We start from the raw sequence: 20,930 nt of genomic DNA, 5'->3' as shown, positions 1-20,930 counted from the left end.
GCCGCCATGACTTCGCCCACTCTTTCGGTTTTACCTGCGGCCCCTGCCGCACCCTCGGCCCCCGCCACTCACACGGCCGGGCCTGCGGCTGCGCACGCGCCCAAAGACGAAGGCTTTGCCCGGCACTTGCAAACGCAACAGCAACAGGTGCAAAACAAAGGGGCTGGCAAAACACCGGCACCTGCCAAACAGGACAGTGCCAAAACCCAGGTTCCTACAGACAATCCCAAACTGGCAGACGCGGTGGCCGAACAAGCCGACACCAACGAGCTGGACACCCTGATCCAAGACCCCGCTTTGCTGCTTGCCGATCAAAGCGATGTGAACCTGGACACCGAGGCCCAGGCCGAGAGTGGCCTGCCCGCCATGGCCTTGTCGATTCTGTCCCAAGTGCAGGCCATCAAGAATGGCAAGGCAGATCCCAAAGCGGTGGCAAGCGATGGCAAACTGCCTCTGAGCGGGGCTGATACACACCAGATTCTGACAGCCGAACTAGGCGAGAACATTCGCCGTCAGCCCCAGACGCTCCCCTTGAACGCAACTGAGGCGCCAACCGACGTTGACCTGAAGGCTGAACTGACTGCGCCCAACGCCCTTGAAATCAGCCATCCAGTCGCTGCCACTGCCACCCGTAAACCTGCCATCCATACCGCACACGTGCTGGCCTCCAACCCACTTGCCACCGACAACAGCACGAATGCGACCTGGTCCCAGACTCCGTTGAGGATGGATGCAGCCTCGGCATCCCTGACTGCCTTGGGTCGAAAAATGGCTGAAGACGCGCGCGCTGGCGTGAATCTGAACCTGCCCGCGCTGGATGCCTCCTTGCTGGCCCAACTAAGCGCCACACCGGGCGCAACGCAGGCCCACAGCCCGGCGACGTTACCCGGCCCCATGACGCTGGCCGTTGCCACACCGGTACATTCCCCCGAATGGGGAGCCGCCATGGGTCGTCAAATGATTACCCTGGCCCAACAGACTCAGGGTGGCGTTCAAAGTGCCGATATCCGCCTGGACCCACCCGAACTGGGCCCCTTGCGCATTACCTTGCAGATGCAGGACGGCGTGGCACACGCCATGATTACCTCACCCCATGCCCAAGTCCGCCACACCCTGGAACAATCCCTGCAACAGCTACAGCAGCAGTTTGCGGAAAGTGGCCTGAGCCTGGGACAGGCTGATGTAGGTGATCAACACGCCTCACACCAGGCTTTTCACGAACAACTGGCTGCCAAGGGTAATCAGGGTGATCAAACCGCCTTCAGCCTGAACGGCGTGACCGCCGCTGACGACTCCAGCCCCTTGGTGAACAGCAGCGCCAGCCGCTCGCTGAACCCTGACGCGCTGGTTGATACCTTCGCCTGACTCACAGCCTCACAGACAGCCCGGCAAAAAGCATGATTAAGCTCGAAAAGCAGCGTCTATTCGCCGGGCCTGTCCTGTCTGACCTCCGGCACAATAGCCCAGGCATGCAGTCAGGCTCAGGCCAGACATGCGTTTGTCTGTTTGTAATACGCTAGAAAATTCATCGCTCACATCACATGGCCCGAAAAGCACCCACCAAACTTGCACGCCTGATGAAAACCGGTCTGCTGGTTCTGTTTATTATCGCCGCTAGCGTGGGCGCAACGCTGTACTACTCCCTGCAACAAAGCAGCACGCCTGCCTGGTTGGCCTGGGCAGAAAAAGGGCAGTCGGTTGAAGCCGCCCCCGCTCCTGATGCCCCCCCGGAGGTCAAGGTCAACGTCAAGCCTATCTTTGCGCCGCTGGACCCCTTTACCGTCACCCTGAACGAGAATGGTCGCTCGCGTATCCTGTACGTAGGCATCACCTTGCGTGTTCAGGACGATGGCTCGCGTGCCATGCTGTTGGAGTATATGCCCATGGTGCGTGACCGCGTACTCAAGATTCTGGCTGAGCAACGCCCCACCTACATCCAGACTTCCGAAGGGCGTCAAGCCTTGGTTGCTCAGCTAAGCGCCGGCCTGAAAGAGCCCTACGCCTCCAACACGGCTGTACCGACCATCAATGATGTCCTGTTCACCGCCTTTGTCATCCAATAAATGTCGTATCAGAGCTTCCTATCCCAAGACGAAGTCGATGCACTGCTGGCCGGTGTAACCGGCGAAGGCGCTGACACCAAGCCCTTGAACGAAAACCTGACTGGCGTACGGGCCTATGACCTGACCTCGCCAGACCGGGTAGTGCGTCACCGCATGCAGACTCTGGAGCTGATCAACGAGCGTTTTGCCCGTCGCTTGCGCTCGACCATGCTCAGCTTCATGCGCCGCAATGCGGACATTACGGTCGGCTCCATTCGTATTCAGAAGTACTCGGACTTCGAGCGCAACCTGCCCGTGCCCAGCAACCTGAACATGGTTTCCTTAAAGCCCTTGCGGGGCGTGTCGCTGTTTACCTTCGACCCGAACCTGGTCTTTTTGATTATCGACAGCCTGTTTGGTGGCCATGGCCGCTACAACACCCGTGTCGAAGGCCGCGATTTCACCACCACCGAACAGCGCATCATCCAGCGTTTGCTGACCCTGACCCTGGAGAGCTACTGCGGTGCCTGGGAGTCCATCTACCCGCTGGAAGCGGAGTACATGCGCTCGGAGATGCACACCAAGTTTGCCAGCATCAGCAGCAGCAATGACATTGTGGTGGTGACCTCCTTCAATATTGAATTTGGTGCCCAGGGCGGCAACCTGAACATCTGCCTGCCCTACTCCATGATCGAGCCAGTGCGCGACCTTCTGACGCGTCCCTTGCAGGACAAAGGCACCAATGACATTGACCAGCGTTGGACTCACCAGCTCTCGCGCCAGGTGCGTAGCGCCGAGGTCGAACTGATTGCCAACTTCGTCAACATAGACATGACGATTGCCGAGCTGACCCAGCTCAAGGTCAATGATGTGTTGCCGATTGAAATCCCCACCCTTATTGAAGCCCACGTGGATGGCGTACCCATTCTGGAATGCCACTACGGCACCTCCGGCGGCCACTACTCTTTGCGGGTAGAAAACATCTTGGCCACCCACGACAGCGATTTGACGAAAGGTAAGTCCCTATGAGCGACCCTCACAACCCTAACGACCGGTCTGCGCCCGAGGACGACTGGGCAGCCGCGATGGCTGAACAACAGGCTGGCAGCCAAAGCAGCACCCAAGCCCAAGGATTGGAACAACCCCTGGAAGATGACTGGGCCTCGGCCCTGGCCGAGCAAAGCGCGGCCACACCTGCACACGAGCCCAGCCCCGCCAGCAACCTGTTCCCGCCCATCGAGCACGCCCAGGCCAATGCCACCACCGATATCGACATGATCATGGACATTCCGGTCCAGTTGTCGGTGGAGCTGGGCCGCACACGCCTGACCATCAAGAACATTCTGCAACTGGGCCAGGGCTCGGTGGTGGAGCTGGACGGTCTGGCCGGTGAACCGCTGGATATATACGTAAACGGCTACCTGATCGCCCAGGGCGAAGTCGTTGTGGTGGACGACAAATACGGTATTCGTGTCACCGACATCGTCACCCCGTCGGATCGTATCCAGCGCCTGAACGGCCGCCGCTAGAACATGGAACAAGCCCAGCTCGTCAGAATCATGCTTAGCCTGCTGCTGGTTGTAGGCCTGATTCTGGCAGCAGCCTGGCTTGCCCGCCGAGGCGGGCTGCTAAAAAACAAAAACCAGCAACGCATCAAGATTCTGGACAATCAACGCCTGGGGCCACGCAGCAGCGTGGCCTTGGTCCAGATTGATGACCACGAAATTCTGATTGGCATCACCCCTCAACAGATCAGCCTGCTGCACACCAAGACGCCTGCAGGCTCCGAGCCGGACTTCCAGACCCATCTGAACCAGCACCGTGCGCCCCGCTGACCGCATCATGACCGCACTCCTCTCCCCCGCTCAACGCATCGGCCTGCTCGTGCTTTTGGCCTTGATGGGCCTGCTCCTGCCGTCCCAGACCTGGGCCCAGGCTGTTCCGGCCATTACCAGCACAGCCGGCCCCAACGGTTCGCAAACCTGGTCGCTCAGCATCCAGACACTGGCCATGCTGACCATGATGTCCTTTTTGCCAGCCGCCTTGCTGATGATGACCGGCTTTACCCGCGTCATCATTGTGCTGGGGCTGCTGCGAAATGCGATGGGTACGGGCACAGCACCGCCCAATATGGTGTTGGTGGGCCTGGCCCTGTTTCTGACCTTCTTTGTCATGTCACCCGTGTTTGATCAGGTGTATCAGGACGCCTACAAACCCTTGTCGGAGAACAAGATCAGCTTTGAAACCGCGCTGGAGCAAGGCGCCCAACCCCTGAAAACCTTTATGCTGCATCAAACCCGCGAGGCGGATTTGAAGCTGTTTGGCGATATGGCGGGCGTGGCTGAACTGCAAACCCCGGAAGACGTCCCCTTGCGCGTGCTGGTGCCCGCCTTTGTCACCAGCGAGCTGAAAACTGCCTTCCAGATCGGTTTTACGATTTTCATTCCCTTTCTGATTATTGACCTGGTCATTGCCAGCGTCCTGATGTCCCTGGGGATGATGATGGTCCCGCCCGTAACCATCTCACTGCCCTTTAAGCTCATGCTGTTTGTGCTGGCCGATGGTTGGCATCTGTTGCTCGGCTCCCTGGCCCGCAGCTTCTACCAATAAAGGACTGCCATGACTCCCGAAACCGTCATGTCCATGACCTATACCGCCCTGAAACTGGCTCTGTCCATGGCCGGCCCCATGCTGATTGTGGTGCTGGTGGTCGGTTTGGGCATCAGTATTTTTCAGGCGGCCACCCAGATCAACGAGATGACCCTGTCCTTCATCCCCAAGCTGCTGGCCATGGGCATTACCGTTGTGCTGCTGGGTCCGTGGTTGATCAGCAATATGGTTGACTACATGCAGGGCCTGTTGCGTGGCATTCCTGGGCTGGTCAACTAAAACCGACCACCGCGACAAGGAGCCTTCCGTGAGTACGCAAATCCGTGACTGGCAAAGCGCAATGCCTTGTCCAGCGAACAAGCCTTAGGATTGCCGTGCTCGACCTGAACTCCGCCCAGCTCTATGCCTGGCTCAATGCCTTTCTGTGGCCCTTCATCCGTATTCTGGCCACCCTGGCCACGGTTCCCTTTTTCAGTGAGTCCGCCATCCCCAAACGGGCCAAAGTGGGTCTGGGCTTTGTCCTGACCCTGATTGTCGCGCCCTCGCTACCGCCTCTGCCCGATCTGCCCACCGCCTCTTACGAGGCCTTGCTGATTGCGGCTCAGCAAGTGCTCATCGGGGTTGCACTGGGTTTGACCATGCGTATCGTGTTTGCGGCGGTACAAACCGCAGGCGAATTTATCGGTCTGCAAATGGGCTTGTCTTTTGCCTCGTTTTTTGACCCCGCCACCGGCGCGAATACCGCCGTGCTGTCACGTTTGCTGAATGTCATTGCAGTCCTGACCTTTCTGGCCCTGAATGGTCACTTGCTCTTGCTGGGTGTGCTGGTGCGCACCTTCCATGTCCTGCCCATCGGCGCGGACCTGAACATCAATGGCTGGGGTGCCTTGCTGGATTGGAGCAGCGAATTGTGGGTGTCAGGCATGTTGCTGGCCCTGCCGCTGATTATTGTGCTGCTGACCATTAACCTGGCCTTCGGGATATTGAACCGTACCGCCCAGCAATTGACGATTTTTGCCGTCGGTTTCCCGATTACGCTGACGGTCGGCCTGACATTGCTTGTGGTCGTGATCCCGCAAACCACCCCGTTCCTGGCCCAACTGTTCAATTCCGGCTACGAGGCCATGATGCGGGTTGCCTTTGGGCTGGCCGGCTCTTAAAACGCGTGGGACTGCCGCTGCCTGTGTGACTGCATCAGGCGTCGGGCCTGCCCGATAGTCAAAACGCCTTTTTGCCGGGCACGTCCAATCAATAGCTGCATCAACTGTGCACTGACCAAGGCATCGCCCAAGGCATCATGGCGCTCACTGACGGGCAGGCCACAATAGGTCAGACAATCGTCCAGGCCCAGACGACGACCACGCCAGTCGGGCAATACACACGCAGCCAGTTCAGCCAAATCCAGCGACAAAGGCCGGGCCTGCTCCAAACCGGCCTGCGGCCAGGCACGATCCAAAAAGGCCAGGTCAAAGTCGGCATCCCAGGCCACCCACACCGTGTTTTCTGAATAACGCGCAAAGTCACGCATCAACTGTGGTAACGGCTCGCCTTTCTCCTGTTGCTGCGGGCTGATCTCATGAATCAGCAGGCTTTCCGGACTGCACTCACCGTGAGTCCGAACCAGACCGGACCAGACGTTGCCCAAGGCAATAGACCCGCTTTCCAGCCGTACCGCACCCATTTGCACAATATGGTGGCGCTTGGGCTCCAGACCGCTGGTCTCCAGATCCAACACGGTAAACGCCGCTTTATCCAACGCCAGCTCATCAACCTCGCTCCAGGACAAGGAAGGGCTGCGTGCCGCCAAAGCAGCTTTACGCCAAGATAACCAGGAAAACAATTTCATAAGCGATACCGGAATGCCAGAATGCGTTGGGCTCGACGCACTTGGGACAAGGCTTCACGCAAGACACGCGCATCCAATGCACCCAAAGCATTCAAACGCACCAGATTGTTGGGTTCCTGTCCCTGCTGCAACTGGGTCTGATGATGCTGCAAGCGCAACAATTGCAGATAACGGTAAGCCTCGCACAAGCCTTCTGATTCCTCAGCCGTAAAAACACCACGCTGGGTCAGTACGGCCAGCCTGTCCATGGACGAGGGTAGTTCGCAACCATGCGCCAGGGCCAGCACACGCAGCACATCCACCATCGGTGCCAAGGCCTGTTTCTTGATATCCAGCTTGTCATCACCCTGCCCCATCAAGGCTTCCAGGCGACTGCGCTTTTTACCACTGGGAATACGGGTCTGACAGGTACTTTGAGCCAGCATGCGCTGGAACACAGGGTTATCGTTCACCATGCCCAGTACCCGGCGCTGCATACGTTGCAGCATACTGCTCTGGCCCCAGATGGCACGGCAATCGAAGTAAATCGTGGACTCCAGCAACTGCTCGGGGGCAGGCCGTTCAATCATGATCTGAAAGCGATGCCACCACTCGGCCTCCGACAGGCAAAGATCAGGATTGCTGGCCATGATATTGCCGGTACACCAGGCCATCCCACAACGATCCAACGCTTCATTGACCCGCCGCGCAAACGGCAAGAGCAAAGCCCGATAAGCCTTGGCCTGCTCAGGGGAATGGGCGGCAAACAAAATCCCGTTGTCCTGATCCGTATGGCGGGTTTGCTCGCCACGGGCCTGACTACCAAAAGCCAGCCAGCAGAACTCGATGCCATCCAAGCCGGAGCCGGGCAAGGTCAACTCAATCGTGCGCTGAACCGTGTGATCATTCAAGCGCGTAATCACCGCAGTTAACTGTTCGGAACGGGCACCGTGAGCCAGCATGGCATCCACCAGCCGCCCAATATCGGACTGCAGGCGCACCAGCACCGACACGTCTTGCGCACAGCGCAAGGCACGCGACAAATGCACCAGGTCCACGCGCTGCAAAGAGAACACATCACGCTCGGACACCATGCCCACGACCTTGTGGTCTTGAACCAGGCAAATATGGCCGATTTGGTGCTCCACCATCAGCAAGGCCGCATCAAAGGCCGACGATTGCGGAACCAGCCAGACCGGATCGGGTGTCATGACCTCAGACATGGCCTGGGTCGGGTCGTACTGGCCACCGGCCACCAGACGGCGCAAGTCTCGCAAGGTAAAGATGCCTAACAAATGCTGGTCCGGATTGACCACAACCATGCTGCTCACCTGACGCTCGTGCATGTCTTTCACGGCCTGCTCTACCGGACAGTCTGGCAGGCAACTGAGCAAACCACGTTCGGTCAGGGCTTGCAGACTCATGTCCAGCGTATAGCTGGCACCCAGATCAGCACTGGCGCTTTGCTGGGCGCTACGCCAGACCGAAGCCAACAAACTGCTGGTACCTCGCAGGCAGTAATCCCGGAAAGGTTCGCTCACACTTAACAAATGCGCAACCGCTTCACCGGCCACGCACAAGGTAAAGCAGTCTTCCTGCACCTGATACGCACTGCCCAAAGGCTGGCCCGAGACCAGCTCACGCACGGGCAAAAGATCGCCCTCTACATACTCTTGCGTTTCACCCTGTGCCTGACAGGTAATTTGCCCTTGGCGAACGATGTAGAGTTGATCAACGCGTGCGCCTTCTTCCAACAGCACTTGTCCGGCTGAAAAAAACCGCAGCTCGCTATGTTCGATCAGGTAATCACAGTGCTGCGCCTGCATCTGATCAAAAGGCGGGTAAGCAATCAACCAGGCCAAGATGCCGGGCGCCTTTTGGCGCACCGCCGTCTTGGCCACGGATTCACCGGGAATCGCGAAGGACATGGGGCGTCTCTGATGGCTATGGACAAAGAATTATTGTGCCATGCAGCATGACCGTCACACGCCCTGTTTTTCTAGGGGATTTCAACTATAGGCATACGCCAGTTTTTATCCCGCAAAACGCTTAGCGCAAACGATCGTAATCGCGCTCGGCCATGTCGATGACATCGCCTTCCTGTACCTTGAACTGGGAAACCGCCTCGGCCAGGGTTTCGGATTGAGACTGCAAAGAGCCTGCTGCTGCTGCCGCTTCCTCTACCAAGGATGCGTTTTGCTGCACCACAGCATCCATTTGGGCCACGGCGGTATTGATCTGCTCAATACCTGCAGTTTGCTCTTGGGAAGCGGAGGAAATCTCGCTCATCAAGGTGGTCACGCTGTTCACGGCACGTACCACTTCCTGAATAATGTCACCGGCGCTGGCCACTTGCTGCGTACCCGTCTGGACTTCATTTTGCGAGGCTTCAATCAAGCCCTTGATTTCCTTGGCCGCTTGCGCGCTGCGCTGGGCCAGACTGCGTACTTCACCGGCTACCACGGCAAAGCCTTTGCCCTGCTCACCGGCGCGAGCCGCTTCCACCGCCGCGTTCAAGGCCAGAATATTGGTCTGGAAGGCAATGCCATCGATCACGTTCACGATGTCAGCCACCTGTCCGGAACGGGCCGAAATCTGGTTCATGGTGTTGACCACCGCACCCACAGACTCTCCTCCCTGACGGGCCACCTTGGCGGCGTTATGCGCCAGTTGGTCTGCCTGACCCGCATTGTCCGCATTCTGACGCACGGTGCTGGCCAACTCTTCCAGGCTGGCTGCCGTTTCCTGCAAAGCAGCAGCCTGTTGCTCGGTACGGGAACTAAGATCGGTATTACCTGCGAAAATTTGCGAGGAGCCCGACGCAATCTCGTCCACACCTTGACGCACAGTCAGCACAATGCCTTGCAAGCTTTGCTGCATGCGACGCATGGCGTCATACAAAACCCCCACCTCATTGGCCGAACGATAGGTAATCTTCTTGGTCAGATCACCATTGGCAATATAGTCAAAATGCATACCCGCTTCTCGCAAAGGCTTCAAAGCGACACGGCCCAGTATCAAACGCATGGCCACAATAATGGCAAGCCCCAGCAACAAGGCCACCGCAATGACGATGTTGGCCACACGGGTTTGCAGCTCGGTCTGCTCCAGCAGCACATCAGTCTGCTCGTTGTAGAACTTGCTCAGCTCCTCAATGCGAAACTGGAACGTGGCGGCACGCAAAACACCAAAGCCTTCACTGACAAAATAGAACGTACTGTAATCACGGGTTTCCAGGGCCTGGACCATGGGCTCAATCCCGTCGTCCAGATAAGCCTGGTAGGAAGCGACCAAGCCCATGGCCAAGCGACGCAACTCCGGCTCGGTCGGCATATTGGCGCGAATATCGGCAAAGGCCTTACGCACCTCATCCAGCTTCTGGTTGGCCATAATCACCAGATTGTCTGCACTTTGCAGCATATTGGTGTCGTTATCGATGCCTGCTTCCTGATAAAAGCGCGCCGCACTCATCAGGCTGACACGGGCTTCCATCATATTGTTATTCAGTTGCAGGATCTGCATGGCACGCTGATCCTGGCGATTGATCGTGCGCAAGGCATCGCCGCTTTGCTGCAGGTAATAGGCTGCCAGCCCCCCTACCGCTACAATCAGGACCAGAAAAAAAGCCATGCAAATCATCAACATGGTGTTGATTTTCAGACCCGAAGCCGACTTCAGACTGGGGCGAAACGATTTGGAGGAACGACGTGTAGAAGCGCGGGACGCGGACGGAAGACTGCTTTCAATACCCAGCATTGGCTAAATCCAAAGAAAACTCTAGTGACTGACCGGCAAGATGGTGATCATGTCCGTGCCAGGGTGTTCAATCGTGACCGAGCCGGTGGCGGCGCTGCGCGCCTGCTCGCGATACATAGAAGGAATGTGACTGCGTTTGACCACTTGCTGGAAACGCCCCTGGGCATCAAATTGAAGCCACAGTTCCTGTCGAAAATAAACCGCGTCCGTTGCCAGGCTTGTACCCTGGAACCAAACGGCCATTTCACTGCCATCGAGCTGTCGGTAAACCTGATGAGGGCGACCTTGCAAGGACAACTCGGCATCGGCACGCGTGCTTTGGCCCAGGATCAGATCATTCAAGCCCGAGGCCTTGAAAGAGGACCCCTGGGTGGCGCACGCGACCAGAGTGAGCAAACACAAACCTATCAGCGCCTTACGTCCCCGCCCGACCCAGGTACTTCGTCGGGTACAAGCCATTAAAACTCCTCCCAATCATCATCGGAGGATGCGCTGTTTTGCTTGCCACTCAAGTCGGGGCGCAGCAGGCGCTGGCTATCGTCTTGCGCGGCGGCGGCCGGCGCTTTGGCAGGTGCAGTTGCCTTGACCGGGGCAGACAAACCCTTGGTGGCGGTACTGGCCGGCTTGCCGGCTGGCGTACTGCCTTTCAAGGAGGGGCTGCGGCGCGGCTCCACATCGGAAGTGGAGGCACTGACACTGCGACGATTGGCAACCCGGCGGGCGCTGACATCAATCACTTCGGTACCAGGTGAACGAAAGAAACCGATGGCCTGGTTTACCTTGGTCACCTGCTCGCTCAGGCCAGAGGATGCCAGGGCGGCTTGCTCGACCAGACGGGCGTTGTACTGAGTCGTTTCGTCCATTTGCGACACGGCACGGTTGACCTGATCAATCCCGGAGGACTGTTCAATCGTGGCGGCGGTGATCTCACCCATGATGTCAGTCACTCGGCGCACAGAATCCACAATTTCCTGCATGGTGGCACCGGCACGTTCCACTTGCGAGGAGCCTTCTGTGACCTTGCGCACCGAGTCCTCAATCAAGGCGGTAATTTCACGGGCAGCCTGAGCACTGCGCTGGGCCAAGGCTCGCACTTCTGCCGCCACCACTGCAAACCCCTTGCCTTGCTCACCGGCACGCGCCGCTTCCACAGCCGCATTCAGAGCCAGAATGTTGGTCTGGAAGGCAATGCTGTCGATCACGCCCACAATATCGGAAATCTTGTTGGAGCTGGCCGAAATGCCTTGCATGGTTGCAACCACTTCATTGACCGCACTGCCCCCGCGATGAGCCACATCCGAGGCCGTTGCAGCCAGTTGGTTGGCTTGTTGAGCATTGTCCGCATTCTGGCGAACGGTGCCGGCCAACTGTTCCATGCTGGCTGCGGTCTGCTGCAAGGAAGCGGCCTGCTCTTCGGTACGGCTACTGATATTGGTATTGCCCTGGGCAATTTCCTGTGCACCGGCGTGAATCTCTTCCAAACCCAAACGCACGGTAGTGGTTGTCTTGACCAGCGACTCCTGCATACGGCCCAGCGACTCGAACAGATCGCCAATTTCATTGGCGGTCAGCACACGGATACGCTGGGTCAAATCACCTTTGGCAATGGCATCAAAATACAAGGCGAAGTCGCCCAAAGGACGCACCACACGACGAAAGAAGTAGCTGATCGCGGCCAGGCCCAAAAGAACGGCCAGCACCAGTACAACGGTCAGGACGGTATTGAACGTGCTTTGCTGCGCTTGCAAGGTACGCAGTACGGTATCGCCCGACCCCAAGGCCAACAGACCATGAAAGTAATACAGGGCCCAGCCTGCCATGGCCACTGTCAATGCCATCAAAGCAGCAATACAAAAGGTCATGCCGACCTTTAGACTCAAATTCTTAAAAAGCATAGAAGATTCCCGCATGTGGTGCTTGACTGCCGGTTAAGGAAAAACCACCCAAAAAAGTACGCAGACTTAGCGATTCATATTGAACAAGCTCATGCTCTGAATCGTCTGAAACGCCATGGCTGACATTTCCAACGCCGCCTTGCGCAACTCCAGATCCGTGGAAGCCTGAAAAATATTCAGATCTTCCAGACGTGAAAGCTCATTGGTGTAGTTCAACGCGCGGGCGGCCCCATTGGCACTCAAGGCATCAATCTCGTTCATGCGCGTACCAACCGAAGAAATCACGGTCTGCACATTGTCAAAGTTCTCCCCCAGGCGCTGCATGGCTGAGTTCATCGTATTGCGGAACTCGGCCTGAGCAGCCGGATCACCGCTGACAGGTTTACGCAAGGCCTCAACCACCGATTGCAAGGTGTTGAACATATTCATATCAGCCGAGCTGGTGCTATCTACCGAGCTGACCTCAAAGCTGTCGCCCACCGCGGGCTTGCCTTCAATCTGAACACTGACGCCGCCGGGCAGACTGATACGCTGGCGCTCGTTCTCATCCAGTACACCCTGGCTGACCACCGCACCATTCACTTCAATGTCGTACTCGGTTTCCGACGTAAAACGAATGGTGTAATTAGCCTCTGCCCCGCTCAAGGACGAGTTGCCGTTAGGGGCGCTCACCACCGCCGAGCCGGTATTGCTGCCAGCCTGGGTGAAATAGGCCGTCGAACCCGGATTGGCGCGCTCAAAAATGGTACGGCCATGATCTGCCGAATCCATCTGGCGGGTTTGCTCAACCTGAATATCACGACTGTTGGTATCGCCGGTATAGGTAAAGCTATTGCCCGAGCGTTCAAACGCTTGTGTCGTGCCTTTCGAGCCGGAGAACAAATACTGTCCTGAACCATCTTTGGTATTGGCAAAACCAAACAAGGTATCCAGAGCACTTTCCATTACCGTGGCCAAGGTGCTGCGGTCAGCATCAGACATGGTGCCAGTAGACGCTTCCACCAAACGGGTCTGAACGCCTTGCAACTGCAGGTTGACGGCGTTGAGCAGGTTTTCTTCTTCCCCCAAAGCGCGCATGGCCACCTCGCGGTTTTCACCGTAACGCTTGTCCATCGCCTGGGATTGCGCCAGATTGATGGTCTGAGCCGAGGCCAGTGGATCATCCGAAGGGGTGATCATCCGTTTTTGCGAGCCTATCTGTTGAAAAACCCGCATCAGATCGGACTGCTGCTTGTTAATCGAAGTCAGGCCCGTCTGAAAGAAAAGAGAAGAACTAATACGCATAGCAAGGTTCCAATTTCAAGACCAAAGAGCCGTATTCAATTACGCAGGCCTAAAAGGGTGTCAAACATCTGGGAGCTGACATCAATCAGGCGGGCAGCCGCCTGATACTGCTCCTGAAAACGCTGGAGCATGATGTATTCCTCGTCCTTGTTCACACCGGACAAGGATTGCTGAGCGGCGTAGTTTTGCTCAATCAGCTTTAATTGGGCCTTGGCCGCCGTGCCGTTTTGCTGTGTTTGCACCGCAATACGGTTTACGATCTGGCCAAAAGAATCATTCAGGCTCAAAGAGCCATCCGCCAGCACTTTGGTATTGCGCAGATCGGCCAATTGTTGAGCAATCGCCCCGTTAGCCGAACCCGTGTCTTTATCCGCTGCCGCAATATCTTGCGGACGCTTGATCTCTACCTGCAAGCTGCTGCCTGCATTGACGGTGGGTTGCACCAACCAGGAATCGCCATCCTGGGACTGGTTCTTTAAGCTGGAGACATCAATTTCCAGACCATCCACCCGTGTGATCCCACCGTTCGTATCCGGATCATTCAATGCAGTAATTTCGTTACTGCTCAAGTTACGCAGTTGAAAACCGCCATCCACGCGCTCGATGCGGTAGTTGTCACCCGTTAATTTGTCGACGGGCTGGGTGTAACCCTTGCTGGGATCTGCCGGATCCACCAGGTCTTTGTAAAAAGAGACGCCGGGAACACCACTGCTGACCGGGTTATTGCCATTGGCAATGACTTTCGGGCCACTGACGCTGAACAGATCTTTGCCCGCGTCCCCTTTCAAATCCACGCCTTGACGGTGAATGTCGTTCACCGTGTGGGCCAGCCCCACGGCCAAACGCCCCAAGGCATTGATGGCTGGCTCCAGGCTTTCCTGACGGAACTGCAACAAGCCACCCAAGGTACCGCCTTTAATGGCTCCTTCGCGGAACTCGGACACCACCATCTTGCCGTCCACGTTCAAAGCGGACGTAAAGCCGACCACCATACGTTCGGGATTCTCAGCCGAGCGCACGGCGTGCAAGGGATAGATACGATCACCGCCCAGCAGCATCTGGCCACCTGCCGTAGTCACGCTCAAACGCCCGTCCTGCTCGACGGTACTCACATCCACCAGTTGACCCAGCTCGGACACCAGTTGTTCACGCTGATCGAGCAAGTCATTGGGTTCGTGACCGGGCGTAGTGCCCTTGGCAGCCACGATCTGTTTATTGACGTTATCAATCCGTTCCAGATAGCTGTTGATCTGGGTAACCGCGGTGCCTACCTGCGTATTGATGTTCTCGCTAACGCGGTTCATGTAGGACGTCGCGTCACGAATCTGAGTCGTCAAACTTTCGGCGCGGCCCAGCAGCTCCTGGCGCGCAGAAGGATCCGCTGGCTGCGAAGCGACGGCCTCCAGGCCGTTGAAAAAGTTTTGCAAGGCCGGGCTGATACCGACCGTACGGTCCGAGAACAGATTGTCCAACTGGGAGATTTCGGTTCCATAACTGACCAGAGCCGCACCAGCCGTTTGCGAGCGCATCAACTGCTGATACAAGAAGTTGTCATGGGAACGCTGCACGGTGACCACCTGCACGCCACGGCCATAATAGCCACTGCCACTTCCTACCGAACCGGCCGTCTCAACCAGAACCGATTGGCGGTTATAGCCAGCGGTATCGATATTATTAATATTGTGGCCCGTCACCTGCATGCGCTTTTGAGCAGCAAACAAGCCGGAAATACCAAGGTTGGCGAGATTCATATCAAATCCTTTCTGTCCTGCCCGGCCCATTGTGTCCAAGGCGAAAAGTGAACATGCTGCTTTTTAACGACCACCTCGGTGCATTGTTTAGACCTGTATCAGTAATTAAGACTTGCCACCATCAAAGTAGGCCATGATGGAAATCAGTTTTTTGGCATAGGAGGGGTCGGTCGCGTAACCCGCGTCCTGAATACGCTGGGCGGCCTCTTGAGGCGAAGCCGCTTGTTTTACGCTTTCATAGCGTTTGTTATTGCCAATCAGGCGGGCGTAGTCCGCAAACGACTCGGCATAGGAGTCATAAGCACGAAAGGTCTGCGTCATTTTGCGTGCCACACCGTTCTGGTATTCCGTGGTCATGACCTCGACCGTTTTGCCCTTCCAGGAAGGCGTGGCCTTGATACCAAACAGATTGTGGCTGGTGGTACCATCCGCGTGCATGATTTCCCGCTTGCCCCAACCCGACTCCAGCGCCGCCTGGCTCAAGATCAGTTTGGCTGGCACACCACTATCTTCGGCGGCCACTTTCGCGGCCATGTTCATGCGGCCCACAAACTGGCGGATATGGTTGGGCGCACCCTGAATCGAGGAGTACACGCGCTGCACAGTGCTGTTGTTGCTGAGCTTATCGATCAGTTCAGCAATCGAGGCGGCATCAATGGAACGGTCATTGGGCATACGCGAACGAAGATCCGCCCGACGTGACTGCGCGGCTTCCGGATCATAGGACGCGGCACCAAAGGGCTCGCTAAACTGCCCACTCATCTGCGCTTGCAAGGCTTTGGCCAAACCAATGCCTGGGTCAGCCAACTGCATGGCCAGTTGTTCGTCCCCCAGGCTTTGCGCCATCCGTACAGACTGCGTGTCGAACATGCCACCCGGGAGGTTGGCGGCCCGCGCCTGCTTCAAAATATTCTGAATGAACAGGGACTCAAACTGGCGGGCCACTTGCAGTTGGGTGGCCTGATTCTGACCATCCTGCCCAGCCTGCCGACGCAACTGGGCCAGTTGTTGCGGGTCAAAGATCGAAACCTGCGTTCCTGTGCCAGGACGCGGGAAATACTGCACCGTCATTAGATGATCTCCAGATCGGCCCGCAAAGCGCCCGCGCTTTTCAGGTTCTGCAAAATGGACAACAAGTCTTGAGGGGTGGCACCCAAGGCATTCAAGGCGCGGACCACGTCGGCCAGATTGGCGCTGGTCTTGACACGTTGCAAGGAGCCGCTATCACTGCGCATTTCAATCTGGGTGTTGTCAGCCACCACGGTCTGACCGCCGCCAAACGGCGTATCCGGCTGGCTGACTTGCGCTTGACGGCTGATGACCACAGACAGATTGCCGTAAGCAATCGCCGCTTCATCAATGGTGACGGTGCGGTTCATCACCACCGAACCCGTGCGGGCATTGATCACCACGCGAGCCCGTGCCGGTGGCAGGTTCACCTGCAGGTTTTCAACACGCGAAATAAAGGCCGTTTGAGCCTGCGGATCCAAAGGACCACGCACCTGAATCAAACGGCCATCCAGTGCCGTTGCCGTAGAAGGACCGAATTGCTTGTTCAAGGCCGCCACCACATTCTGGGCCGTACCAAAATCCGAGGAATTCATTTCCAGATTGATCACACCATCGCGTGCATAGGTCGTGGGCACACTTTGCTCAACCGTTGCGCCACCGGGAATCGTGCCACCATTGAGCTGATTGACCTGTACGCTGGAGCCCCCGGCTTCGGCCCCTGCCCCGCCGACCAGCAAATTGCCTTGGGCGATGGCGTAGACCTGTCCGTTCGCGCCTTTGAGCGGCGTCATCAACAAGGTGCCACCACGCAAACTCTTGGCGTTACCCATGGAGGACACCACCACATCCACAGACTGACCAGGACGGGCAAAAGCAGGCAAACGGGCGGTCACCATGACGGCCGCAACGTTTTTGAGCTGCATATTGCTGCCCTGAGGAATCGTCACCCCCAACTGGGACAGCATATTGGTCAAGCTTTGCTGGGTGAAGGGCGCTTGCCGCACCTGGTCGCCACTACCATCCAGACCCACAACCAGGCCATAACCAATCAGCGGATTATCACGGACGCCCTGAATAGACGCCAGATCCTTGATACGCTCGGCCAGGCTGGTCGGCGCCAGCAGCAGGCCCGCCGCCAGCATGGCAGCTTGCAGCACATGGCGATAAGAAAAAAAACGAGTACGACTCATGGAAAACGCCATATCAAGCAAAAGGCTCAGAACGGGGAAATATTCAGGAAAAAACGCTGTAGCCAGCCCATGGTCTGGACTTCGTCCATGACCCCTTTGCTACGAAACTCGATACGGGCATCGGCCACCTGAGTGGAGGGCACGGTACTGCTGCCGGAAATGGAGCGCGGGTCCACCACGCCGGAAAAACGGATGTATTCGCTGCCACGGTTAATGGCAATCTGCTTTTCACCCGCAACCTGCAGGTTGCCATTGGGCAGAACGCCCACTACCGTGGTCGTCAAGGTGCCAGTAAAGGTATTATCGGCACGACTGGAACCCTTGCCCTGCGCCTTGTTCGAGCCGCTGACCTCAAAGTTCTGTTTGCTGCCTATTTCATTGGGCAGGAAAGCCGGGACACCCGTAAAGTCCAGACCACCACTACCGTTCCGATCCGTATTGGTCGAGACATTCTTGGCGGCGTTGGTACGCTCCTGAATCATGATGGTGACAATGTCGCCCACATTACGGGGCCGCCTGTCCTCAAACAGCGGGTAGTTGCCATACGCCGAGGGCTGGTAGATAGCCCCATTGGCTACCACGGCCGCCGGAACAGCCGGTGGCGGGGCCGCCGTCAAGGGGCCAGTCACCACATCTTCAGGAGGCACCAGCGCACAACCGGACAGGGCCACAAGCGCGCACAAGGCAAGACGGCTCAACAGAGCTTGGAACATTGTCACGATCTCTTCAGGTTTACAGCTGCGTCAGACGAGCCAGCATCTGGTCCGCGGTGGACACGGCCTTGCTATTGATTTCGTAGGCGCGCTGGGCGCTGATCATATTGACCAGTTCCTCGGCCACGTTGACGTTGGAGGTTTCGTTGTACTTATGCATGACCAGACCTGCCCCATCCATGCCGGGTTGCAGGAAGTTGGCGGCGCCCGAAGCATCGGTTTCGATGTACAGGTTCTCGCCCATGCTTTGCAAACCGGCTGGATTCACAAAGGTGCTCAGTTGCAACTGGCCCACTTCCACGCTGGCACCGGCTGCACCGGGCTGGGTGACCGATACCGTGCCATCACGCGCAATCGTCAGTTCCAATGCGTTATCAGGGATATTGATGGGGGGCTGAATGGGATAACCACCTGCGGTAACCAATTGACCATTCTGGTCGCGCTGCAAACTGCCATCGCGCGTGTAGGCAAAGGTGCCGTCCGGCATTTCCACTTGCAGAAAACCGCTGCCCTGAATGGCAATATCCATATTGTGACCCGTGTGCTTCATGTCACCCTGGCTATGAATGCGCTCGGTCGCCACCGTGCGGACACCGGTACCGACCTGCAAGCCCGTAGGCAGTTGATTGGCCGCGCCGACTTGAGCGCCGGGTTGACGAAGGGTTTGATACATCAGATCTTCAAACACCGCACGGGTACGTTTGAAACCCGTGGTATTCACGTTAGCCAAGTTATTGGAGATAACGTCCATATTGGTCTGCTGAGCTTCCAGACCAGTCTTGGCAATCCACAGAGAGCGAATCATGTGTGTGTAATCCTTAAAGCCAATGCCTGCGCCATCGACGCGGCTTAGCCATTAAATGAAAGTAGAGAATTAGCCCGATCTTCGCGTGCGCTGGCGTCCTGGATGACCTTCATCTGGGTCTCAAAACGACGCGCATTGGCAATCATCGCCACCATCGCCTCCGCCGGGTTCACATTGCTTTTTTCGATGAAGCCCGACACCATGCGCACCGACGGATCAGCCGGGGCCGGCGCGCCATTGTTCATGCGAAACAAACCGTCCTGGCCACGCAGCAAATCGGCTGACGGGGGGTTGACCATCTTCAACTGGCCCATCACCTGGATATCGCGCGGATTGTCACCGGCACCCAGCGCGGTCAATTGACCGTCGCTGGAGAAGGTGATCGAACCGCGATCCGGAATTTCAATGACCTGCCCATCGGCGCTGAGCACGGGTAAGCCACTTTGCGTCACCAGTTGATTCTGGGCGTTGACCACCAGATCGCCCGCCCGTGTATAGGCCTCCTGGCCATCCAGCGCGCGCACAGCAAACCAGCCCTCGCCCGCAATGGCTACATCCAGCGCATTGCCGGTCTCGGCCATGGCACCAGGCTGAAAACGGCTACCCGGCGTCACCGTGGCCGTACCGACACGGGTTTGCGAACCCACATCGCTCGTGACGGGCACGGAACGGTAATACGCCAGTTGCTGGCGAAAACCGGACGTATTCACGTTGGCCAGATTATTGGTAATGACGTCTTGTTGTTCCAGCGTGCGCTGGGCGCCATTCATGGCGGTATAAATCAGGCGATCCATAACGACGCTTAACGCAGGTTGACCAGGGTTTGCAGAACCTGATCCTGTGTCTTGATGGTCTGGGCATTAGCCTGGTAGGTACGCTGGGCAATAATCATATTGACCAGTTCCTGCCCCATGTCCACGTTGGAGTCCTCAACAGCCTGCCCTTTGATCGTGGCCAGACCGTTCTCGCCAGGACGACCCAGGATAGGCTGACCCGAAGCGCCGGTCTCGGCCCAGGCATTACCGCCTACGGGGTTCAAACCTTGCAGGTTACTGAAATCGGCCAACACCAGCGAGCCCAGACGTTGCGTCACGCCGTTGGTGTAGGAAGCCACCATGGTGCCGTCCTTGTCGATGTTCATGCCCGCGTACTCACCCGTGGCGTAGCCGTCTTGGTAAGGCTTGCCCTTGGCAAACTCGCCACCGAACTGGGTAGTGCCGGTGTAACGCATATCAAACACCAGATCCTCCGCCGGTGAGGCATTGCCGCCGGGATTGGCCAGGGTCACGCTGACGGTAGCCGGAGTGGGGCTGGTCATCACGCCGGCACCGTTAAAGGTCAAAGTCGCGCTGGCAGGCGACAACGGTGTGCTGCCTTCCATGTAGTACACATCCCACACACTTTCACCAGCGGCATTGGCCGGGCGCTTGACGAAGTACTGGGAAATCTCGTGGCTGTTACCCAGCGAGTCGTAGACGGAATAGCTAAATGAGTTGCTGTAAGTCGTGTCGTCTTTGGGATCGAATGCGTTGATGGGGTTGCCACTCGCATCCTCTGTAGGAATCGCGGCCGCATCTGCAGGCAAGTTCGGCTTGAAATCCAGGGCTGTCGTGGCCTTGGGAGGCACGTTGGCCGACGGCACTTGCAGACGTTGCAACTGCGTGCTGCCTGCGCCGTAACCGGTCAGGTAATGACCCTGGGCATTGACCAGGTAGCCGGCCTTGTCTGGATAGAACTGACCATTACGCGAGAACAGCACAGCGCCGTTGCTCTGCTCCAGACGGAACAAGCCATTTGCCCCATCAATGGCCATGTCGAACATATTGCCCGAATTACTGATATTGCCGACCGAGAAACGCTGGCTGACACGCGATACCTGCACACCCAGACCGATACGGGAGTTGGCATACACATCCGCAAACTGAACCGTCGAGGACTTGTAGCCCACGGTCCCCGAGTTAGCAATGTTATTACCGATAGAATCCAGGTTTTGGGAGGCGGCGTTCAAGCCACTCAATCCTTGTCCGAAGCTCATGAACTTTCCTTTT

At 57.2% G+C, this 20,930-nt stretch carries 21 protein-coding genes; 8 read left to right on the top strand and 13 right to left on the bottom strand.

Features of this window, described 5'->3' with window-relative positions; translation table 11 throughout:
• Window positions 1–6: 6 nt before the first annotated feature.
• The 8 genes from ACDI13_RS14835 (at window position 7) to fliR (ending at window position 5,812) form a co-directional block, all read left to right on the top strand.
• A complete protein-coding gene (locus ACDI13_RS14835; protein WP_316989928.1) occupies window positions 7–1,365 on the top strand; it encodes a flagellar hook-length control protein FliK in 1,359 nt (452 codons plus the stop codon).
• Window positions 1,366–1,541: 176 nt separating this feature from the next.
• Window positions 1,542–2,063 carry a flagellar basal body-associated FliL family protein gene (locus ACDI13_RS14830; protein ID WP_372372501.1) on the top strand — a complete coding sequence of 174 codons (522 nt, stop codon included), beginning with the start codon at window positions 1,542–1,544 and terminating at the stop codon, window positions 2,061–2,063.
• A complete protein-coding gene (gene fliM / locus ACDI13_RS14825; protein ID WP_316989926.1) occupies window positions 2,064–3,071 on the top strand; it encodes a flagellar motor switch protein FliM in 1,008 nt (335 codons plus the stop codon).
• Window positions 3,068–3,571 carry a flagellar motor switch protein FliN gene (gene fliN / locus ACDI13_RS14820; RefSeq protein ID WP_316989925.1) on the top strand — a complete coding sequence of 168 codons (504 nt, stop codon included), beginning with the start codon at window positions 3,068–3,070 and terminating at the stop codon, window positions 3,569–3,571. Before fliM ends, fliN begins: the two co-directional genes overlap by 4 nt.
• Window positions 3,572–3,574: 3 nt before the next feature.
• Window positions 3,575–3,877, top strand: a complete 303-nt coding sequence (gene fliO / locus ACDI13_RS14815; RefSeq protein WP_372372500.1) for a flagellar biosynthetic protein FliO — start codon at window positions 3,575–3,577, stop codon at window positions 3,875–3,877.
• A gap of 7 nt (window positions 3,878–3,884) precedes the next feature.
• Window positions 3,885–4,652: a flagellar type III secretion system pore protein FliP gene (gene fliP, locus ACDI13_RS14810; protein ID WP_372372499.1), complete on the top strand. Its 768-nt coding sequence runs from the start codon at window positions 3,885–3,887 to the stop codon at window positions 4,650–4,652.
• A 9-nt stretch (window positions 4,653–4,661) separates the two neighbouring features.
• A complete protein-coding gene (fliQ, locus tag ACDI13_RS14805) occupies window positions 4,662–4,931 on the top strand; it encodes a flagellar biosynthesis protein FliQ (protein WP_316989923.1) in 270 nt (89 codons plus the stop codon).
• Window positions 4,932–5,026: 95 nt separating this feature from the next.
• On the top strand, window positions 5,027–5,812 hold the full coding sequence (fliR, locus tag ACDI13_RS14800; RefSeq protein ID WP_316989922.1) for a flagellar biosynthetic protein FliR: 786 nt from the start codon (window positions 5,027–5,029) through the stop codon (window positions 5,810–5,812).
• On the opposite strand, the gene ACDI13_RS14795 is transcribed toward fliR, so the two are convergent.
• The 13 genes from ACDI13_RS14795 to flgE form a co-directional block, all read right to left on the bottom strand.
• Entirely contained in the window at window positions 5,809–6,498 is a 690-nt protein-coding gene (locus tag ACDI13_RS14795; protein ID WP_316989921.1) for a 3'-5' exonuclease, read from the bottom strand. The genes fliR and ACDI13_RS14795 overlap by 4 nt on opposite strands.
• On the bottom strand, window positions 6,495–8,405 hold the full coding sequence (locus tag ACDI13_RS14790) for a DUF294 nucleotidyltransferase-like domain-containing protein (protein WP_316989920.1): 1,911 nt from the start codon (window positions 8,403–8,405) through the stop codon (window positions 6,495–6,497). Before ACDI13_RS14790 ends, ACDI13_RS14795 begins: the two co-directional genes overlap by 4 nt.
• Window positions 8,406–8,526: 121 nt before the next feature.
• The gene (locus ACDI13_RS14785) at window positions 8,527–10,233 is read right to left on the bottom strand and encodes a methyl-accepting chemotaxis protein (protein WP_316989919.1); all 1,707 of its coding nucleotides are present in this window, start codon (window positions 10,231–10,233) and stop codon (window positions 8,527–8,529) included.
• Window positions 10,234–10,254: 21 nt separating this feature from the next.
• Window positions 10,255–10,692 carry a hypothetical protein gene (locus ACDI13_RS14780; protein ID WP_316989918.1) on the bottom strand — a complete coding sequence of 146 codons (438 nt, stop codon included), beginning with the start codon at window positions 10,690–10,692 and terminating at the stop codon, window positions 10,255–10,257.
• Window positions 10,692–12,071, bottom strand: coding sequence for a methyl-accepting chemotaxis protein (locus tag ACDI13_RS14775; protein ID WP_372372498.1), 1,380 nt, complete (start codon window positions 12,069–12,071; stop codon window positions 10,692–10,694). Before ACDI13_RS14775 ends, ACDI13_RS14780 begins: the two co-directional genes overlap by 1 nt.
• Before the next feature lie 123 nt (window positions 12,072–12,194).
• The gene (gene flgL / locus ACDI13_RS14770; protein ID WP_316989916.1) at window positions 12,195–13,412 is read right to left on the bottom strand and encodes a flagellar hook-associated protein FlgL; all 1,218 of its coding nucleotides are present in this window, start codon (window positions 13,410–13,412) and stop codon (window positions 12,195–12,197) included.
• Window positions 13,413–13,447: 35 nt separating this feature from the next.
• Window positions 13,448–15,163, bottom strand: coding sequence for a flagellar hook-associated protein FlgK (flgK, locus tag ACDI13_RS14765; protein ID WP_316989915.1), 1,716 nt, complete (start codon window positions 15,161–15,163; stop codon window positions 13,448–13,450).
• Between the two features lie 105 nt (window positions 15,164–15,268).
• Complete coding sequence (gene flgJ, locus ACDI13_RS14760) at window positions 15,269–16,234, bottom strand: flagellar assembly peptidoglycan hydrolase FlgJ (RefSeq protein WP_316989914.1); 966 nt, start codon at window positions 16,232–16,234, stop codon at window positions 15,269–15,271.
• Window positions 16,234–17,364 carry a flagellar basal body P-ring protein FlgI gene (locus ACDI13_RS14755; protein WP_316989913.1) on the bottom strand — a complete coding sequence of 377 codons (1,131 nt, stop codon included), beginning with the start codon at window positions 17,362–17,364 and terminating at the stop codon, window positions 16,234–16,236. The genes flgJ and ACDI13_RS14755 overlap by 1 nt, the downstream gene beginning before the upstream one ends.
• 26 nt (window positions 17,365–17,390) lie before the next feature.
• Complete coding sequence (locus tag ACDI13_RS14750) at window positions 17,391–18,077, bottom strand: flagellar basal body L-ring protein FlgH (protein WP_316989912.1); 687 nt, start codon at window positions 18,075–18,077, stop codon at window positions 17,391–17,393.
• Window positions 18,078–18,096: 19 nt separating this feature from the next.
• Window positions 18,097–18,882: a flagellar basal-body rod protein FlgG gene (gene flgG, locus ACDI13_RS14745; protein ID WP_316989911.1), complete on the bottom strand. Its 786-nt coding sequence runs from the start codon at window positions 18,880–18,882 to the stop codon at window positions 18,097–18,099.
• Between the two features lie 44 nt (window positions 18,883–18,926).
• Window positions 18,927–19,676: a flagellar basal-body rod protein FlgF gene (gene flgF, locus ACDI13_RS14740; RefSeq protein WP_316989910.1), complete on the bottom strand. Its 750-nt coding sequence runs from the start codon at window positions 19,674–19,676 to the stop codon at window positions 18,927–18,929.
• 8 nt (window positions 19,677–19,684) lie between these two features.
• Window positions 19,685–20,917, bottom strand: a complete 1,233-nt coding sequence (gene flgE / locus ACDI13_RS14735; protein WP_316989909.1) for a flagellar hook protein FlgE — start codon at window positions 20,915–20,917, stop codon at window positions 19,685–19,687.
• Window positions 20,918–20,930: the final 13 nt, after the last annotated feature.

Origin of the sequence: Alcaligenes faecalis, assembly GCF_041521385.1 — a bacterium.
In the GTDB taxonomy this organism is placed as follows: domain Bacteria; phylum Pseudomonadota; class Gammaproteobacteria; order Burkholderiales; family Burkholderiaceae_B; genus Alcaligenes; species Alcaligenes faecalis_E.
This window is presented reverse-complemented; position numbering and strand designations above follow the sequence as displayed.

Bases quoted from the DNA above. Each gene is read 5' to 3' on its own strand.
- ACDI13_RS14835 (WP_316989928.1), top strand. From the start codon at position 7: ATGACTTCGCCCACTCTTTCGGTTTTACCTGCGGCCCCTGCCGCACCC.
- ACDI13_RS14830 (WP_372372501.1), top strand. From the start codon at position 1,542: ATGGCCCGAAAAGCACCCACCAAACTTGCACGCCTGATGAAAACCGGT.
- fliM (WP_316989926.1), top strand. From the start codon at position 2,064: ATGTCGTATCAGAGCTTCCTATCCCAAGACGAAGTCGATGCACTGCTG.
- fliN (WP_316989925.1), top strand. From the start codon at position 3,068: ATGAGCGACCCTCACAACCCTAACGACCGGTCTGCGCCCGAGGACGAC.
- fliO (WP_372372500.1), top strand. From the start codon at position 3,575: ATGGAACAAGCCCAGCTCGTCAGAATCATGCTTAGCCTGCTGCTGGTT.
- fliP (WP_372372499.1), top strand. From the start codon at position 3,885: ATGACCGCACTCCTCTCCCCCGCTCAACGCATCGGCCTGCTCGTGCTT.
- fliQ (WP_316989923.1), top strand. From the start codon at position 4,662: ATGACTCCCGAAACCGTCATGTCCATGACCTATACCGCCCTGAAACTG.
- ACDI13_RS14795 (WP_316989921.1), bottom strand. From the start codon at position 6,498: ATGAAATTGTTTTCCTGGTTATCTTGGCGTAAAGCTGCTTTGGCGGCA.
- ACDI13_RS14790 (WP_316989920.1), bottom strand. From the start codon at position 8,405: ATGTCCTTCGCGATTCCCGGTGAATCCGTGGCCAAGACGGCGGTGCGC.
- ACDI13_RS14785 (WP_316989919.1), bottom strand. From the start codon at position 10,233: ATGCTGGGTATTGAAAGCAGTCTTCCGTCCGCGTCCCGCGCTTCTACA.
- ACDI13_RS14780 (WP_316989918.1), bottom strand. From the start codon at position 10,692: ATGGCTTGTACCCGACGAAGTACCTGGGTCGGGCGGGGACGTAAGGCG.
- ACDI13_RS14775 (WP_372372498.1), bottom strand. From the start codon at position 12,071: ATGGCATTGACAGTGGCCATGGCAGGCTGGGCCCTGTATTACTTTCAT.
- flgL (WP_316989916.1), bottom strand. From the start codon at position 13,412: ATGCGTATTAGTTCTTCTCTTTTCTTTCAGACGGGCCTGACTTCGATT.
- flgK (WP_316989915.1), bottom strand. From the start codon at position 15,163: ATGAATCTCGCCAACCTTGGTATTTCCGGCTTGTTTGCTGCTCAAAAG.
- flgJ (WP_316989914.1), bottom strand. From the start codon at position 16,234: ATGACGGTGCAGTATTTCCCGCGTCCTGGCACAGGAACGCAGGTTTCG.
- ACDI13_RS14755 (WP_316989913.1), bottom strand. From the start codon at position 17,364: ATGAGTCGTACTCGTTTTTTTTCTTATCGCCATGTGCTGCAAGCTGCC.
- ACDI13_RS14750 (WP_316989912.1), bottom strand. From the start codon at position 18,077: ATGTTCCAAGCTCTGTTGAGCCGTCTTGCCTTGTGCGCGCTTGTGGCC.
- flgG (WP_316989911.1), bottom strand. From the start codon at position 18,882: ATGATTCGCTCTCTGTGGATTGCCAAGACTGGTCTGGAAGCTCAGCAG.
- flgF (WP_316989910.1), bottom strand. From the start codon at position 19,676: ATGGATCGCCTGATTTATACCGCCATGAATGGCGCCCAGCGCACGCTG.
- flgE (WP_316989909.1), bottom strand. From the start codon at position 20,917: ATGAGCTTCGGACAAGGATTGAGTGGCTTGAACGCCGCCTCCCAAAAC.